The organism is Shewanella sp. SP2S2-4 (assembly GCF_031932025.1).
GTDB lineage: Bacteria > Pseudomonadota > Gammaproteobacteria > Enterobacterales > Shewanellaceae > Shewanella > Shewanella baltica.
Genome location: NZ_JAUOER010000030.1, coordinates 40060 through 57525, shown reverse-complemented (window position 1 = coordinate 57525; position 17466 = coordinate 40060). Strand labels below are relative to the sequence as shown.

At 47.0% G+C, this 17466-nt stretch carries 14 protein-coding genes; 6 read left to right on the top strand and 8 right to left on the bottom strand.

Annotation, left to right across the window (positions count from 1 at the left end):
- Positions 1 to 52: 52 nt before the first annotated feature.
- A complete protein-coding gene (locus Q4Q54_RS19240) occupies positions 53 to 271 on the bottom strand; it encodes a YejL family protein (protein WP_011847036.1) in 219 nt (72 codons plus the stop codon).
- 77 nt (positions 272 to 348) lie between these two features.
- On the opposite strand from Q4Q54_RS19240, the gene yejK reads away from it, so the two are divergent.
- The gene (gene yejK / locus Q4Q54_RS19235; RefSeq protein WP_006081997.1) at positions 349 to 1377 is read left to right on the top strand and encodes a nucleoid-associated protein YejK; all 1029 of its coding nucleotides are present in this window, start codon (positions 349 to 351) and stop codon (positions 1375 to 1377) included.
- A 156-nt stretch (positions 1378 to 1533) separates the two neighbouring features.
- Here the strand turns inward: yejK and Q4Q54_RS19230 are convergent, their stop codons facing one another.
- Positions 1534 to 2532: a cytochrome-c peroxidase gene (locus Q4Q54_RS19230; protein ID WP_311989283.1), complete on the bottom strand. Its 999-nt coding sequence runs from the start codon at positions 2530 to 2532 to the stop codon at positions 1534 to 1536.
- Between the two features lie 482 nt (positions 2533 to 3014).
- On the opposite strand from Q4Q54_RS19230, the gene Q4Q54_RS19225 reads away from it, so the two are divergent.
- Positions 3015 to 3887 (top strand): 6-carboxytetrahydropterin synthase, encoded by an 873-nt coding sequence (locus Q4Q54_RS19225; protein WP_311989282.1) that lies wholly within the window; start codon positions 3015 to 3017, stop codon positions 3885 to 3887.
- 445 nt (positions 3888 to 4332) lie between these two features.
- Positions 4333 to 5196: a M23 family metallopeptidase gene (locus tag Q4Q54_RS19220; RefSeq protein WP_311989281.1), complete on the top strand. Its 864-nt coding sequence runs from the start codon at positions 4333 to 4335 to the stop codon at positions 5194 to 5196.
- A 151-nt stretch (positions 5197 to 5347) separates the two neighbouring features.
- On the opposite strand, the gene Q4Q54_RS19215 is transcribed toward Q4Q54_RS19220, so the two are convergent.
- The 3 genes from Q4Q54_RS19215 to Q4Q54_RS19205 form a co-directional block, all read right to left on the bottom strand.
- Entirely contained in the window at positions 5348 to 5608 is a 261-nt protein-coding gene (locus tag Q4Q54_RS19215) for a DUF5062 family protein (RefSeq protein WP_106650770.1), read from the bottom strand.
- 307 nt (positions 5609 to 5915) lie between these two features.
- Positions 5916 to 6596 carry a VOC family protein gene (locus Q4Q54_RS19210; protein ID WP_311989280.1) on the bottom strand — a complete coding sequence of 227 codons (681 nt, stop codon included), beginning with the start codon at positions 6594 to 6596 and terminating at the stop codon, positions 5916 to 5918.
- A gap of 175 nt (positions 6597 to 6771) precedes the next feature.
- Complete coding sequence (locus Q4Q54_RS19205) at positions 6772 to 7284, bottom strand: murein L,D-transpeptidase family protein (RefSeq protein ID WP_106651838.1); 513 nt, start codon at positions 7282 to 7284, stop codon at positions 6772 to 6774.
- Positions 7285 to 7456: 172 nt separating this feature from the next.
- Between Q4Q54_RS19205 and Q4Q54_RS19200 the strand changes: the two genes are divergently transcribed.
- Together Q4Q54_RS19200 and Q4Q54_RS19195 are read left to right on the top strand one after the other, a co-directional pair.
- The gene (locus Q4Q54_RS19200; protein ID WP_311989279.1) at positions 7457 to 8311 is read left to right on the top strand and encodes an ion transporter; all 855 of its coding nucleotides are present in this window, start codon (positions 7457 to 7459) and stop codon (positions 8309 to 8311) included.
- Positions 8312 to 8359: 48 nt separating this feature from the next.
- Entirely contained in the window at positions 8360 to 9907 is a 1548-nt protein-coding gene (locus tag Q4Q54_RS19195) for an MATE family efflux transporter (protein ID WP_311989278.1), read from the top strand.
- Positions 9908 to 10139: 232 nt separating this feature from the next.
- Here Q4Q54_RS19195 and Q4Q54_RS19190 read toward each other — a convergent pair whose 3' ends face one another.
- A complete protein-coding gene (locus Q4Q54_RS19190) occupies positions 10140 to 10337 on the bottom strand; it encodes a DUF2986 domain-containing protein (protein ID WP_106650766.1) in 198 nt (65 codons plus the stop codon).
- Positions 10338 to 10702: 365 nt separating this feature from the next.
- Here Q4Q54_RS19190 and yqfB point away from each other — a divergent pair, with 365 nt between their 5' ends.
- Positions 10703 to 11020, top strand: coding sequence for a N(4)-acetylcytidine aminohydrolase (yqfB, locus tag Q4Q54_RS19185; protein ID WP_311989277.1), 318 nt, complete (start codon positions 10703 to 10705; stop codon positions 11018 to 11020).
- Between the two features lie 142 nt (positions 11021 to 11162).
- On the opposite strand, the gene Q4Q54_RS19180 is transcribed toward yqfB, so the two are convergent.
- Both Q4Q54_RS19180 and Q4Q54_RS19175 read right to left on the bottom strand, forming a co-directional pair.
- Positions 11163 to 14210, bottom strand: coding sequence for an efflux RND transporter permease subunit (locus Q4Q54_RS19180; RefSeq protein ID WP_311989276.1), 3048 nt, complete (start codon positions 14208 to 14210; stop codon positions 11163 to 11165).
- Complete coding sequence (locus Q4Q54_RS19175; RefSeq protein ID WP_311989275.1) at positions 14207 to 17464, bottom strand: efflux RND transporter permease subunit; 3258 nt, start codon at positions 17462 to 17464, stop codon at positions 14207 to 14209. The genes Q4Q54_RS19180 and Q4Q54_RS19175 overlap by 4 nt, the downstream gene beginning before the upstream one ends.
- Positions 17465 to 17466 lie beyond the last annotated feature (2 nt).

Sequence of the window (17466 nt, the reverse complement as noted above, 5' to 3'; positions counted from 1 at the left end):
TCCTAAAAGACCTTGTATCTTATATTCTTTTGACGATTATTACCCAGTTAACTTACTGGGATTTAACCGATTGTGCGAGTGCTTTTGCAAATTGTTCGGCCACGGCTTGGCGCGATTCGCTTGGCACTTTACGTTCTAGCAGGTTTGTCACGCAGTTACCCAATGCCATCAGGCTCAGGTCAGTCGGTGCTTTATGCTTTTCTAACACAGCCAATATTTCGGCGATTAATGATTCAACTTGGGTGTTTGAGTATTTCGATTGGATTGCCATAATCAAAAAATGTTTCACTTTGGAATGGATTAGCGGCATATAATAGCGGATTTATCCCAGTATCACTATCAGGGCTTATGAGTATTAACATCGAACACGCAATTATTCACGAGATTTCTCAGGACAGTCAGGGGCAATTACGCTGCCGTTTGCGTCCTCAACCTCTGCTGAACGGTCAGGCGGTCGAGGTGATGCTCGACGAGTTGCATCAAACTTATACGGGAAAGGCCGGTAAAGGTTTTGGCTATTTTGGTATCCATGGCGACGACGGTGAGGCCAATCCTGCTTTTGCCAATGCGTTAACTCAATACCGTGGCGGCGATTTAGGGTTTGTGGAATTTTCTGGCCAAGCCAGTAAATTGCTGCAAGAAGAATTGTCGAAATACGATTTCAGCCAAGGCGGTTTTTTGCTGATGTCATGCTACACCAGCATCACCAGCGATTACCTGTTTGTTGCTTTATTAAGTGCTAAGTCATCGATGACTGTGCTAGACGATATGGAACTGTCGCAAAATAATCATTTGGATTTGAACAATATCCAACTGGCGGCGCGCATCGATTTAACCGAGTGGCAAGCCGATAAAGACTCGCGTAAATACATTTCCTTTATCCGCGGCCGTGCGGGACGCAAAGTTGCCGACTTTTTCCTCGACTTTATGGGCTGCGTCGAAGGCGTTAACACTAAGGCGCAAAACAAAACCTTAATGAATGCGGTTGAAGATTTTGTTGCCAGCAGTGAGCTGACGAAAGACGAGCGTCAGCAGTGCCGTAATAAAGTGTTTGAATATTGCAGTGAGCGCTTCGATGAAGGCGCTGACATCGAGATCAAAGACTTGGCCGATGAGTTAGCCGACCAAGGTATGGACTCTTTCTACGATTTTGCCCGTGGCGGCAGTTATGATCTCGATGAAGAGTTTCCGGCCGACAAATCAACCCTGCGCCAATTGAAGAAGTTTTCAGGTACTGGCGGCGGCGTGACGTTAAGTTTTGATGGCGGCCACTTAGGTCAACGGGTGATTTACGATCCCATCTCGGACACGATTTTAATCAAAGGCGTGCCAGCTAACTTGAAAGATCAGCTCGATCGTCGTCTTAAAGGCGAATAGCACTTAATTAATCCATCGTTTTTTAAGCGAACGAATAACCCAAGGCCGAGAGTTTTTACTCTCGGCCTTTTTGCTAACTAAATCACCAAATCACTAAGTGTCGCGCTGACTCAGTTTCTAAGTGAGAACTTATTAGTCAGTGACTCGTTGCCTATGTTAATTATTGGAGCTAAATGGCACTGGACGTGGCGTATCTTTATTCGATGGTGGCAAAATAGGTAGCGTGATTTGCGGCTGATCGCCCGTTAAGGACTCAAGGAAGGCGACCATTTCTTTCACTTCTTGGTCAGAGAGTTTTTGCCCTAATTGAATGTCTGCCATGGTATTCACCGCTTCTTCTAAGGTCCAGACGCTGCCATCATGGAAGTAGGGGTAGGTGAGCTCAATATTGCGTAGTGTCGGCACTTTAAACACATATTTATCAGCGTCTTTACCAGTGACGCCCTTACGACCTTCTGCTGGGTTATTGGTGTGGAACGGTTTGATGAGTCCCATTTTCATATACATGGTTCCACCGACAGCGGGGCCGTTATGGCAACTCACGCAACCTTTATCCTTGAAGAGTTGGTAACCCGCTTTGGCATTTGCGCTGATGGCATCTTGCTTGCCCAGAAGATATTGATCGAAGGGGCTATTAGGGGTGACTAAGGTTTTTTCAAAGGTGGCAATTGCATCGGTTAAACGGTCAATTGTGACTTTGTCATCGCCATAGACCTTGGCGAAGTGCGCTCTGTAGGCTGGCATAGAGGCGATAGTTTCAGTTGCGAGTTTATGGGTAAAGCCCATCTCTTTCGGGTTGGCGATAGGGCCCGCGGCTTGCTCTTTCAAATCACTGGCACGACCATCCCAAAATTGAGCCAGCATAAAGTCGGCATTTAGCACTGTGGGGGAGTTAATTGGACCTTCCTGCCAATGGTGACCAATGGATGTGGGTAGAGCATCGACACCACCAGTGGATAAATTATGGCAAGAGTTACAAGAGATAAAGCCAGATTTAGACAGTCTGGGTTCGAAGAACAGCATTTTACCTAATTCAACTTTTTCAGGTTCAGTGATCTTGGCTGCTGTGATCACTTCGATGGGTTCTGCACTGATAGCATGGGCACTGGCTAACATACCTGCGATGAAAATGGCGATAGATGTAAGTTTGGTCATCTTATTTCTCCCTATATAACCTTGGTATTTGTATGGTTTAATTGGGATGCTAGCGGTTAATAAGGCTGAGTGATAATGCTTTGTTTCGATTGGGTCTATCGCTGTTGCGGATTAAGCTTTTGCGATCTAATTCTCTGTTTTTATTCTGTTATTTTGCTAGGTTGAACTGTGTTCCTGTTAAGGCTTTATCTGTTAATCGACAAGGTCGATGCATTGTTGCTTTCTGTCTAACGACATTTGATGGTTGCAATGAGTCGAATTGCTGGATTTTCGACTACCTGATATACACATCTGATACAAACATCTGAGACAAAATATTGAACCGAGTGGATTCATTTGTCGCGACAACAGACGGAATTGATTAGAATCTCTGTTCATGTTGAGTTGACTCGTGTTGAGTGCCTCAAGTTAGCACGCTCGGCCATCGCCAAGCGGTGCTATAAAATTACATAGGTGGACTGTTTTTCTGCCGAGGAGCGTTAATGCAATTGTTTGTCAAAGATTTAACTGTGATCGATTTTTCCTATTTGTGCCCAAAGCGCGGCATGGTGGGGGAGAGTTGGATTGTCGATGTTCTGCTTGAGGGCGGATTAGACGAGCAAAACATGGTGCTCGATTTTGCTAAAGTCAAACGTACGATCAAGCAGACCATAGATGCAGTGGCCGATCATCGTTTATTAGTGCCTACGGCCTGCAGCAGTGTGCGATGGCAACAGCAGGGCGATAGAGTGTGGATGGATTTTGATAGTCAGTTAGGTGAAATTCATTTGGCCTGTCCTTCCCAAGCCTTTGCCTTAGTGCCGACCGAAGAGATTGATATTCCCAGTGTGAATGCCTTTTTACAGAAAGCGTTACGTGAAGCTTTACCTAAGAATGTCGAAGGGATCACGCTCACCTTGAGACATGAAATCCTCGATACGCCTTACTACCATTACAGCCATGGTTTACGTAAACACGATGGTAATTGTCAGCGTATCGCCCATGGACATCGTAGCCCTGTTCACGTTTATGAAAATGGCAGCCCAGCACCAAAGTGGGATGAGTATTGGACCAAGCGATGGCACGATATTTATTTGGGCAGTGAAGAGGATTTAGTTTCAGTTGACACTCTCAATCTTTCGTCGCAAACACGGATCACCGATAGCAGCCACTATGGTTTTCACTATCAAGCGCCCCAAGGGGATTTCCAATTGGCAATGCCAAAGGAATGCTGTGATTTAATTCCCCACGACACCACGGTTGAGTTGTTAGCCGATTATATTGCCACGACATTAGTCGCTAAAGTGCCTGGAAGTCAGTTTAAAGTGGTGGCGTTCGAAGGTGTAGGTAAAGGCGCGATTGTGTCTAAGGGATAAGCGCTAAGTTTGGGTAGCTAAGTTTAGGTAAATAGAGCCGAGTAAATATAAATTACTTGCTGAATGAGCCTCGGCAGATTGTCGGGGCTTTTTTGTGTCTTCATAACCTTAGATAAAGCGAGATTGCTATTGTATGCAATACATCATTAGGTATTTGCGCCGCTGTGGATCGATTTTTAGGGTGGGTTAGGTTAACGTGACGCATGGGGTTAATCGGTCAGAGTTTAGTGATTCAGTGTTAGCGATGAGTCAGTGGTGTGCTAGTGATGCGTTAGTGTCGTGCAGAACGCATTCAATGGGCATTGCCCTGAGTTGACCATCGATAAGATTTTTTGTGAAGATGTTTAGGGCTATGATGTTCGAGGCTAAGATGCCCGATAATAGAATATTAGGAACTCAGATTTTGGAAACTATTGGTTTGGGAAACGTTTCGGGAAGAAATAAGATGTTGGGAAATCGTTTAACGGCATGGTTAACCTTGGGCCTAGTGCTCATTGCGCCTCAGGTGCAAGCAGCGGTGAGTTTACAGGGTAAGTTAGAGCAAGGCGCATTAATGCGGGGTCAAGCGCCAGCGGGCACTCAGATTAGCTTAAATGGTGAAGCCATTAAGGTCACGCCTGACGGTCATTTTGCCTTTGGTTTTGATCGTGACGGAGAACTGAGTCAGCAGTTAACCTTGGTTTATCCCGATGGTTTGACTGAGGTCAAGCCTCTAACGTTAACCAAGCGTGAGTACAAGATTCAAAGTGTCAAGGGCATTAGTTCTAAGATCATGAAGCCCGATCCCGTCGCGCAGGAAAGAGCGGCGAAAGACACGGCGCAGGTAAAAGCGGCGCGGGCCACATTTAGCGAGCAAACGGCCTTTTTACAGGCGTTTATTTGGCCGCTGACTGGGCGTATTTCCGGGGTTTATGGTAGCCAACGTATTTATAATGATGTACCCGGTAATCCACACTTTGGTGTGGATGTGGCGGCGAAAACCGGCACTGTCGTGGTAGCGCCCGCCGATGGTGTGATAAGCCTTTCTGTTCCAGATATGTTTTATTCGGGTGGGACTATGGTGATCGACCATGGCTATGGCGTAAGTTCGAGCTTTTTGCACTTGAGTAAGCTGTACGTCAACGCGGGTGAAGCGGTTAAGCAAGGTCAAGCCGTGGCAGAGGTGGGCGCAACAGGTCGTGCTAATGGCCCGCATTTAGATTGGCGAGTGAACTGGTATCAAATGCGCCTCGATCCCACAACCATAGTGCCACCCATGGCAACAGTGCTAGCGAATGAGAAAGCCAGTAAAGCGGCTAAAAAGGGCTAGGTTCGATATCCAGCTCTGGCTCAATTAAATGGCGCTATGATGCGCCATTTTTTATGATTCTTATCGTTAGCACTCAACAAGTTGGATTCTTTATATTTGCTTTCACTGCCCGCTTGCAGGTAATGAGTTTCAACCGCTTAGCTCAAAAAGATTACTTCAATAATGGATGATCGGCAGGTAGCTGGCGGGTGATCCATAAAATCAGTTTGTGTTTCATGTTTGGCCCATCTTCTTTATCTTTGGCCAGTGGCTGGATTAAGTTGTCTGTGACCAATAAACGGTAAATACATTCCACTTTATCTTTGGGCGAGATGCCCTTGTCGAAGTCCGCATATCCGCGTTTTTTGGCATAGCCAATACCGATTTCCATGGCGAACTTCAATATTTGCGCTTCGTTCTTGTGTGGTTTCATTGGCGATCCTCTGTTTGCACATCGAATCCATCAAGTGGACTCGATAATGTACGTCTGATGGCATCTGCGAGTTATACGTCCTAAGTTACGCTAAATATGCTGTTTTCGAGATTTAATTTTGGCAATTTTTGACAAAACTACCAAAAAAAGGGCCTAAAGATGATCTGGATACTGAGTCTGAACACTGAACCTGATTGATATAGTCATCAACAGATTTGTTCGTTAAGACAAGTGCGGTAAGTGCCAATGGAAATCTAAGCTCAATGCTATCTTCTTGCAGATATTAAGCTCGCCTAAAATAGGCTGCCTACGTTTGCTCGCTGGCGATCACTGCTTTTATGCCATGGGGATGCACTTTAATGCACACATCATCGCGCTTAAAGGCAATCGTCGGATTGGCTAAACGCTCTTTATCCCCTTTGGGCGAGCTCATCTTAATTTTTATCCCAGCAAGGGATGCTAAGCTTTGTGAGATCAAGCCTTGTGAACTTAAGCCTTGTGAGCTTGACTGAACGGGCTCTGCAGTGTGATCTAATGGCAGTAAAGCGCTGAGTTTGGGATATAGTGCGAGTAAATCTTGGCTCAGGGTATCGCAATCTTTGGCTTTAGAATCAATGACTAGCTCTATGTGTTCCCAGCCTTCCTGCGGATAGACTTTGTCGCTGGGGTAGGGAAGTTCGACACAGGCAATGCTAAATTGCCCCAGCGTAATTGGGATATCCAGTTCGATAATCAGAATCGTACGACCATTGATGATATTGTCTGAAATGATCTTACCGACGCGGCTAAAGGCATAGCGCAGCGCATCGGCACTGGCGATGGAATTGACGCGCAGCGCGACATGATCGCAAACCAGTGCTTTATCCGCTAAGTCTAAGGTTTCAAGCAAGGCTAAAATTTGTGCTTCGAAGGCGGGCCAGCTTTGGGTTAATTGCTCATAGCTGATGTTTGTGCTCTGCGGCGTGGCAGCTTCATTGGATGATGACATATAGGCTCCAAGGCATGTGTATTGCCGTTAGTTTTTATCCTTTACACAAAATCACGGGGATAATACGGCTAACGATATGATGTAAATGGCTAAATAAAAACGCCCATTAAGCTGGGCGTGTTTGATGTTGTGACATTATCTATTCGGCGTGTTGCCATGGCTAAGTAGGCTTAGGTTACGGCCAAATTTCAATTGGCGTTCCTTCATCGACCACTTTCCACACTTCATCCATTTCGGCGTTGGTTATCGCGATACAACCGTCGGTCCAGTTGTATTGCTGGGCTTGTTCTGGCGGCAACGGCGACTTAGGGTTCTGACCGTGGATCATGATCATGCCTCCGGGTCTAATGCCTAAGGCTTTGGCTCTGAGTTTATCTTCTTCATTGGGATAGGAAATATGGATCGATTTATAATAGGCACTGTCGGGCTTTTTATAATCTAGGGTATAACGTCCCTGTGGTGTGCGTTGATCGCCTTCCTTTAATTTGTGTCCTGCGGGTAAGTCACCCATGGCAATGCGATATTGTTTGAGTATTTTGCCATCGCGCAATAAAGCCATACTGGATTCGGATTTTGTGATCACCACAAGATCCACTTTACCCATGCCTGAGGCATGTAATCCGGGTGAAACGAGTGCCGCGATAGTCACAGTGAGGGTGGTCAATGTGGAAAGTAGGGTGGCGCGCATGAATTCCTCGAAAATTAACACTAGTTGTTGGCTTTTTTCGGCATCATACCGCAATTTTATCTTGCTGTGAGTAGATAATTTTGAGCTGAATGCAATTGCATGGCAGACTCGTGGGATATTTATGATGTAATCCCAGAGTTACTCAGTTTGTTGCAAGGAAGTAAAAGCTTTTATGTCTGAAAACATTGAATCCGAAAGCCCACTAAAACGTCAATTACGCACCATTATTTTTGGCACTGATACTCCCGCTGGCCGCTATTTTGATATCGCCTTAATGGTGTGCATTGTGCTGAGTGTCGCTCTAGTGTTTCTCGATACGGTAGAAGTGTTTCATCGTGAATACGGGCAGATTATTCGCGTCTTGGAGTGGGTCTTTACGATTATATTCACCCTTGAATATGGCCTACGTTTGTATTGTGCGACTCATCCCGTGTTATATGCCCGCAGCTTTTATGGCATAGTCGATTTGTTATCTGTATTGCCAAGTTATCTGGCGTTACTGATCCCTGGTGCTAACTTTACCTTAGTCATCCGAATTCTCAGGTTATTCAGGATTTTCCGCGTACTCAAATTACTGCGTTATTTGAGTGAAGGGAATGTGTTGCTTAGAGCCATGATGCAGTCGAGTCGTAAGGTCTTTATATTTTTCTTCTCGGTCAGTTTGATCGTTATGGTGCTCAGTGCGGTAATGTATGTTGTTGAAGGGCCTGATAATGGTTTTAGTTCAATACCTAAATCTGTCTACTGGACAATTGTGACTATTACTACTGTCGGTTACGGTGATATCACCCCAAAAACGGGATTAGGTCAGGCGATTGCCGCTTTTACTATGTTGATTGGTTACTCAATTATCGCGATCCCAACTGGGATTTTAACCGCGGAAATCTCCCAAGAAGTGGGGCGCCATCGAGATTTACGCTCGTGCAATCAATGCCATAAAACCGGCCACGATCTTGATGCTATGTACTGTAGCCGCTGCGGATGCGAGTTAGATAGTCTAGATACCCCCGTTGAAAAAGGCGCTTAGTCATTGCGTTGGCGGACACTTATTATTTTTTGCAGGTAAAACACACGTATGACGCAAGCCAAGTTTGTTGATGGCCCCATATTACGCCACATCTTAGTGATGAGTTCGACCGCCGCGGTGGGGATTTCTGCCTTATTTGTGGTGGATTTACTGGATATCTTTTTCCTGAGTTTATTGGGGGAGCATGAGCTTGCGGCGGCTGTGGGGTATGCGGGCAGTATCTCCTTTTTCACTACGTCCATTGGGATAGGCTTATCAATTGCTTTAGGCGCCTTAGTGTCTCGCTCGATTGGCGCAAAAGATGTGGTGCTGGCAAAGCGGTTATTGCTCAATAGCGCAGTGGTGACAACGCTGATTAGCGTGCTGGTGGCCGGCGTGGTCACTACTTTCATCCCTGAGTTGGTTGCCTTAGTGGGCGCGAGTGGCCATACGGCTGAGCTCGCTGCCAGCTACTTGTATATCTTAGTGCCTTCCTTGCCTTTTATTTGTCTTGCGATGGCGCTCGGCGGGGCTTTGCGCGCCGTGGGTGATGCAAAGTTATCTATGATGTCGACCTTAGCGGGCGGCGGCGTTAATGCTGTACTCGACCCGATTTTTATCTTCCTGTTCGCCATGGGGATTGAAGGCGCGGCATTGGCATCCGTTTTAGCGCGGGTGGCGGTATTTTTTATTGCTGGCCGCGGCGTTGTAGTTAAGCATAAGTTGTTAGGTCATTTCGATAAGGCGCATTTTATCGCCGATCTAAAACCCATCTTTGCCATAGCGGGACCCGCGATGTTAACCAACGTGGCGACGCCTATCGGTAATGCCTTTGTGACCCGAGCCATTGCCGATTTCGGTGACGCTTACGTGGCGGGCTGGGCGGTATTAGGGCGTTTAATCCCTGTGACCTTTGGGATGATCTTTGCGCTTTCGGGTGCGATTGGCCCTATTGTTGGGCAAAATTTTGGTGCGGGACAGTTTGACCGAGTGCGCGAGAGTTTAACGCGGGCGATTCAGTTTTGTGCTGTGTATGTGCTGGTAATGTCTCTGTTGCTGTTTGCGCTTAAGTCACATTTGGTCAATGTGTTTGATATGAAGGGCGATAGCGCCGACCTTATCCACTTTTTCTGTAGTTATATTGCGGTTTTCTTTATCTTTTCGGGGATTTTATTCGTGGCTAATGCGTCCTTTAATAACCTCGGTAAGGCTAAATATTCCACCTTGTTTAATGTTGGTAAAGCCACCTTAGGCACAGTGCCCTTTGTGTATTTGGGTGCACTTTGGGGCGGGGTTTATGGCGTGTTGATTGGGCAAGTTTTAGGGTCTATTTTGTTTGGTACTTTAGGTGTGTGGGTTGCCTACCGTTTAGTGGATAAAGTGGCGGCGCAGGCCCAGTTGTCCGCGATGGCGAATGTTGGCGGCATCAATGCCGCTCCCCGTAATGTTGCGCTGAGTGAAGAGGAGGAAATCGCGAACTGTGTGGCGGAGAACCTGCCGAGTGCGACCAATCCACTTTCATCTTCTTGCGTGCAGATGGCGCAATTAGCCGAGGAGCAAGAGAGTGAGTCGGTATTGCCAATAACGTATTTAGAAGAAGGCAAAAAGCCGAACTGACTTTATCAGTTAATAGTTCACTTGTTTTAGTGACGCTCCAAACTGTCAAATAACGTTATTGAATCAAACATAAATACTCCAGCTGCTTCACCGCGCACCGTTAGGAATACTGAAAAACAAAATGCCACAAGTTTGCTTGTGGCATTTTTGTTTTAAGCGGCGTTTGCAGTTAATCGAGTCGGGTTAACAATGCAAAAATAGGCCGCTAGAAAGCGTTATTCTGCGGTACTGTTTATTCTTCAATGCTTGGCGTGTCTTTTTGGCCTTCGACTTGTTCAGTCGTGGCTTCTAATGCCGCCATTTTTGCGCGTTCGGCCTTAGAGATGTAACCTGATTTTGCTGGCGAGCCGATAGTCACTGGGTCGACTTTATTCAGTCTGGCCTTAGCGCGTTTAGCAATTTTCTTGATGATCTTTTGTTTCTTGTTCATGACGTCTCTAATTTCGTTTCGCACCCGCTATGCGCAGGAATATGAGGCCAAGGGCTCAATTGAGGGCGGATTCTAACTCAATCTGAGCGAACTGACCATGTTTTGCTGAATTGTTTTACTGAAAGCTGTCGAAAAGAACTGCAACTTTTGGGCGTCTAATAATTGGTAGTCAATTCGGCAATAGCGCGTTTGTACGGGAGTTTGACTCAATGGGCTGTACAGGGATGAGTGCAATCGATGCCGAGTATTTACCGCTATATGCTGTCAGTAGGCGTTAAAAGCCATTATATTGCCCCGCATGCTTCGTTCGATAAACTGACGCCAATGTCATTTTTTATTGCTTATGTACAATCTGAGGAAAAGCTGTGTTACTCACTAAAATCACTTTTTTCGAGCGTTTTGAACACGATATCCTAAGTGGTTCGAAAACCATTACCCTGCGCGATGCAGCCGAATCCCATGTGATAGCGGGGCAAATTCTGCCTGTGTCCACCTTCGAAACGGACCGCCGGTTTTGTGATATCCAGATTATCGATGTCACGCCAGTAAAGTTAACTGAGCTCACCGAAGTGCATGCCAAACAAGAGAATATGACTCTGCCACAGTTACGCGATGTGATTGCCGAGATTTACCCCGGTCTTGAGCAATTGTTTATGATCCGTTTTAGGATTTTGCCGCAGTAATTTGTCGCCGTAGTATGTCGCAGCAATGAGTGTTGTAAGATGTTCTGGTTCGATTCATAAATAGAAAAGGCTGCGCTGCAGCCTTTTGGTTCATTGTTTCAATGTCATTTGCTTCAAAAGCAAATTCAGTTGTGCCGGTTGACTACACTGTCCAAGGGAGCAGTTTTTGAGCTACGCGGTCGGCTTGGCCTAAACGAATAGCGGCACGATGGCGCATTCGATACAAGGCTTGGTAGCACAAAGGCACTAAGTACAAGCTAGTCAATGTCGAGAACGACAAGCCACCAATAATGGCGATTGCCATGGGGTAATATGGCGGGCCGCCGCCACCAATTTGGGTATCACCCATCGCCAGTGGAACTAAGCCCAACACTGTGGTGCCCACTGTCATCAATACTGGCCGTAAGCGCGTGATACACACGTCTCGAATGGTGGCGGACAATTTGTCGAGATCCGGCGTCATCTGGTTAATTTGATCCACCAGAACTATGCCGTTATTCACTACAATTCCCATTAAAATCAATATGCCTATCATGGCCATCACAGAAATAGGCGTGCCCGTGATAAACAGCGCCCAGAATACCCCTGTGATCGAAAATAGGATTGAAGTGATAATCGCCGTCGGCAATAACAGAGACTCAAACAGCGCCGCCATAACGATGTAAATCATCGCAACAGCCAATAGCATATTGGTTGCCATCACATTCTGATCTTCATCTTGACGCTCGAATCCACCGCGCAGTGAATAGTCGTAGCCATTAGGGAAATGGATATTTTCCATCACTTGCTTGATCTTAGTTTGCGCTTCTTCCGTGGTGAGGTTTTCTAAGTTTGCGCCAATCGACAAAGAGGTTTGGCGATTAAAGTGCTTAATGGTATCGAAGCGAGGTTGGATCTCAATCTTCGCTAAGTTATCTAAGGTGTACACCCTTTGGTCGATGCGCACTATTGGTAACTGCTTGAGTTTTTCGAGCGATTTTTGCCACTCTTTCTCATAGGCCATTTCGATGCGCAGTTCGCCATTGGGATCGTGGCGGAACGAGCGTAGCGGTGAACCGCGCAGTGCCATAGAGATACTCGAAGCGATTTCATTGAGTTTTAAATCTAACCGCGCCGCCATTTGCCTGTCGATGCGGATAACCACTTCCTGTTGCGCACCGTTAAGCTCGGAGCGAACGTCTTGCATTCCTTTGATATTTTGCAGTAAAGGGATCACTTGTTCGCTTAAGTTAATCAGCTCAGAGGTTGAGCGCCCTGTGAGCGTCACGCGCACACCAGAGTTGTCATTGCCCCAACCAAATTGTGGTTTAGCGATGGAATACTTAGGGAAGCCGCTGCGGATTTTCTTTTTCAACTCATCCAATGGCATAGGTAAGTCTTTCTTCAGCAATATCACCGATGAACCGTCGTCGGATGAATAGTAGCTGTAGACAGAATCAATATGAAATTCCTCTTTATTTTTATAAAGATACTCTTCCATTTGATTAATCATTGCCTCAGTGACATTGAGATTATGCCGACCTTCCACTTGGTAGTTAATGTAAATCCGCTCCTTGCTCTGGCTGTCTTCTTGATCCTGTTTGACCATCGACAGCGGCAGGGCGGTAGAGGCGAGAACGGCCACCGCAATCAAGCCTGAACGCCAAGGCCTCAGCAATACCCAGTTAAGTGTATTGTTGTAGAAGCGCTGTAACTTACCGGCATCCTTCTCGGGCGCGATGTCAAAGTGGAACTTAGTCAACATCAAAGGGATCAAGGTTTTAGCAACCAGTAGCGATGCCGCAAGCGAGATACAAATCGCGATGGCAACATGCTCGAGGAAAATCGTCAGTTCCACTTTCACGCCAAAAATATTGGGTAAAAATACGATGGCAGTGGTCATAGTGCCCGCCAATACGGCGAGGGACACTTTATCGACCCCAGTCATCACTGACTCTTCATTATCCTTGGGTGATTTGCCCTGTTTCTCCTGCAACACGCTCTCGGTCACTACTACAGCGTTATCAATTAACATACCAATGGCGAGTAAGAGTCCCATCATAGACAGGATATTCAAGCTATAACCGAGTAAATACATGGCGGCGAGCGTCATACCGATGGAAATCGGCACAGACGACACGACCACTAAGGTCATTTTCAAATTACGTAGGAACAAGTACAGCACCACAAAGGACAGCAGGGCACCGATTAAGCCCGAAAGTAAAAGGTCCATCAGTGACGATTTAACCCCAGAGGCTTGATCTTCCATGATAAACAGACGAATACCTTGGAATTGCTGATCTTGTTTCGCTAGTTCAATGACTTTTAGTACGCGTTCAGACACTTCGACTAAGTTAGCGCCTGATTCCTTAAACACATCTAAACCGACAGCATAGTGCTGATCTAAGTGCCGGCCTTCGATACGCTCGGGCAAAGCAAACTGCACATCTGCAACATCGCCTAAGGTCAATCCTGGGATTAGCACCAGTGCTTTGATATCTTCAAGGTTTCTAAACTCGCCCTTCGGCGACACTTGGTAAACGATGTTACTGGCCCTGAGTGTGCCTGCGCTAATCACAAAGTTTTCTCTGCCGAGGCGGGCTTGCAAGTCGGTGGCTGAAAATCCACTGGCGGCAAGACGGTCGGCATTGATACGCACTTCAATCTGCTTTTGTTCAACGCCGTATAGGCTGACCTTAGAGACACCTTCAACACGTTCAAGCGGACGCTTGAGCTGTTTATCGAGTAAATCGAATGCGCCTGACAGCTCGCGGTCGCTCGATATACGTATCGTGAGCACTGGCATGTCGGCGGTGGAGAATTGGCGGATAAAGACCCGCTCAACATCCTTTGGCAGTAAATGCCGCACCGCATCGATTTTTTCCCGCGCTTCTAGGCTCTTAGTCGCAACGTTTTCACCCCACTTCATGTTGATTTCGATTTCAGAGCCTTCTTGGGAAGATTCTGATTCGAGCTCATCAATCCCACCCATAGTGGCGAGTGATTCCTCCAGCACTTTAGTGATATCGCGCTCCACTTCAGCGGGGGTTGAGCCCTTGTAGGGCACTTGCACCACAATCTGCGGAATATCAATACCGGGGAACATTTCCAGCGGTAACAAACGACTCGAGGCGAGACCAAATAGCAAGATAGCAAAGAAGAACATGCTGGTGGTCACGGGACGCTTAATGGCTAAACGGGTGAGGTTCATGGGCGAGCCTCCTCAACGTCATGCGCGATATCTGTGGCTGCAACGTCATACACTTTACGGTCGAACAGAGCATAGAGCACCGGGAGCACAATTAAGGTCAGTAAAGTGGATAAACTCAGACCAAAGATCACCGTAATCGCCATAGGTGCACGCACCTCTGAACCATCGCCCAACCCCAGTGCCATCGGCAATAAGCCTAAGGTGGTGGTGAGCGTGGTCATCATAATGGGACGTAGGCGCGATTTAGCAGCGGCGCGAATGGCATCGAGTTTTTCAACACCTTCACTGCGCAGTTGGTTGATGCGATCCACCAAAACAATAGCGTTGTTCACTACAATACCCGCCAACATAATAAGGCCGATAAATACCACCACACTCAAATGGGTTTGGGTGATGTAAAGCCCCAGCACGCTACCCGCCAATGCCATAGGTACAGCAAACAGGATAAGCAAGGGGTGCAGTAGTGACTCAAACTGACTCGCCATCACTAAATACACTAAGAAAATCGCTAAGATAAGGGCAATTTTGAGTGACTGGAACGAGTGCTCCATTTCCTCATTTTGACCACCAAAGCGGGCTTGCACCGATGCGGGCAGCACTTGTTGCGACAGTATTTGCTGCGCCTGTGCCACAGCATCGCTTAAGTCACCGTAGGCGAGGTTCGCCGACACCAATGCCACACGTTGCTGGCTGATACGGTTAATCGCCGAGGGGCCTAATTGTAATGACACTTCGGCAACCGCGCTTAAGGCAATGGGTTGGCTGCTGTTCGGGTTGATGATTAAGGCATCGATATCGCTGATATGATCGCGCTCGGCGAGTTCACTGCGCACCAGAATATCAATCTTACGATCACGTACTGTGTATTGGCTGGCAATAGTGCCGCCAACCCGTTGGGCAATGCGATTCGCCACCGTTGGCGCGTCCATTCCGAGCGCTGCTAACCTTGCATGATCGAAACGGATACTCAGCTCAGGTTGACCATCACGCAGACTGGTATTCACATCAGCAAAACGATCTGATGCCGATAACGCTTTGACTAGACTATCGGCACTGCGCTTGAGCAAGTTCAAATCGTAGCCTGTGAGCTCAATCTCCAGTGGCGTTTTAAAGCTGAACAACTCAGGTTGCTCGATTTTCGCTTCAAGTTCAGGAATGCGGCGTGCGGTATCACGCAGCACTTGAGTGATTGCGTTATAGGCACTGTGATCTGTCAGTACCACTTGTAAGCGGCCCCAGTTTTCACCCCCGCGAGCAGTATCCGAGGTCATCAAACCACCGCTACCAGCTTGGCTATAGGCATGTTTGACTTCGGGTCTGTCCTTGATAGACAACGCGAGTTGTTGCAATACCTTATCGGTTTCGCTCACTGCAGTACCCGGTGGCAGTAGGATTTCTACATAGAATTCGCCCTGATTCATCGGTGGAATAAGCTCCATACCTAGGCGAGGTAATAGGCTAATACACGCACCTGTTATCGCAATGGTGAGCAGCAGCGTGGTCATTTGTTGACGCAGCGCCGAGGCCAGCAGCTTGTGATAAACCTTCTCGATACTGTGATAGACAAAGTTAAATCCTGAACTCAAAGGACGCATGATAAGACCGATTAGCCAGGAGAAGAAGCGGCCTAAAATCAGCACTAAGGTCAACAATGCACTTGGTAAGTAACTAAACATTAATAGAATAGGGAAGGAGAACACAGTCGCGCTATAGTGTTTAAACTTACCCATTTTAGTGGTGGGTTTATCCTTAGGTGTGGTTTTTATCAGTGCGGGTAAGGTTTTAAAGCCTTCGCGCGATGCCAGCATAGGGATAGAGGTTAAGGCGACTAATAGCGAGGCCAACAGGGCAAAGGTGACCGTCAGCGCTTGGTCAGAGAACAGAGCGCCGGCAATCCCATCGACAAATACTAAGGGCACAAACACCGCAAGGGTCGTCAGTGTGGAGGCGAAAATCGCGCCAGCTACTTCTTTCGTGCCTGTGACTGCGGCGTCTAACTTACTCATGCCTTCGCTACGACAGCGGTCAATGTTCTCTAATACCACAATGGCGTTATCGACTAATAGACCAATGGCCAGCGCGATACCACCTAATGACATGATGTTTAAGCTAATATCGGCAAAATACATCATGTTAAAGGTCGCGATAACCGAGAAGGGAATCGAGATGGAAATAATCAGCGTTGGGATGATGTTACGCAGGAATAGGTAAATCACTAGCATGGACAATAAACTGCCCATTAGCGCCGAAGAGGTGACTTCACTGACCGCACTTTCGATAAACTCGGATTGATCGTAAATCACTTCGAGTTTGTTTTGCTTAGGATCTTGATTGATTTTGACAAGTTCATCGCGCAGTTTTTTGGCGACGGCGACAGTGTTCGCATCACCTTCTTTATAAATCGCCAGTTCAATCGATTCTTGGCTACCGATGCGGGTGATATCACTGCGTTCTTTATAGGCATCCGTAATCGTAGCGACTTCGAATAAACGTACTAAGGTTTGCTCGTCGCGATAGACGATCACTTGGCCAAGTTCATCTAGTGAATTGAATTGGTTAAGTGTGCGCACTAAGTATTCGCGATCACCTTGGATCACTTTACCGGCAGAGAGGTTAATATTCTCTTCATTAATGCGACGTTTAATGTCGTCGGCATTGAGGTTAAGTTGCGATAGTTTTTCTTGATTGAGCTGAATGTGTACTTCTTGCTCTAGGCCGCCAGATAAACGCACGGCGGCGACCCCAGAAAGCGCTTCTAAGCGACGCTTAAGCTCTTCTTCTGCGTAGGTGCGCATTTGCTTAAGATCGGCTTCTGAGGCATTGGGTACAGACAACGCGAGACGCATGATCGGGTCAAGGTTGGGGTTAAAACGCAGTAATAATGGCTTTTTAACGTCCAAAGGCAGGGCGATAGTGTCGAGTTTTTCGCGCACATCTAAACTCGCCATGTCCATTGTGGTGCCCCATTCAAACTCGAGCACTACATCTGACATGCCTGAGCGCGAAATAGAACTGATTTTACGTAAGCCTTTGACCACGCCAACGGCTTCTTCAATCGGTTTAGAGACGAGCTGTTCAACTTCTACTGGCGCCGCACCGTCATACATAGTGCGGATGGTTAATGTGGGATAGCTTAAGTCTGGCAGTAACTTCACCGCTAAGCGGGAAAAGCCCACCATACCGAATAAAATCACCGCCAGCATGAACATCCATACCGTGACTGGCCGTTTAACGGAAGTGCTGATAATTGACATGA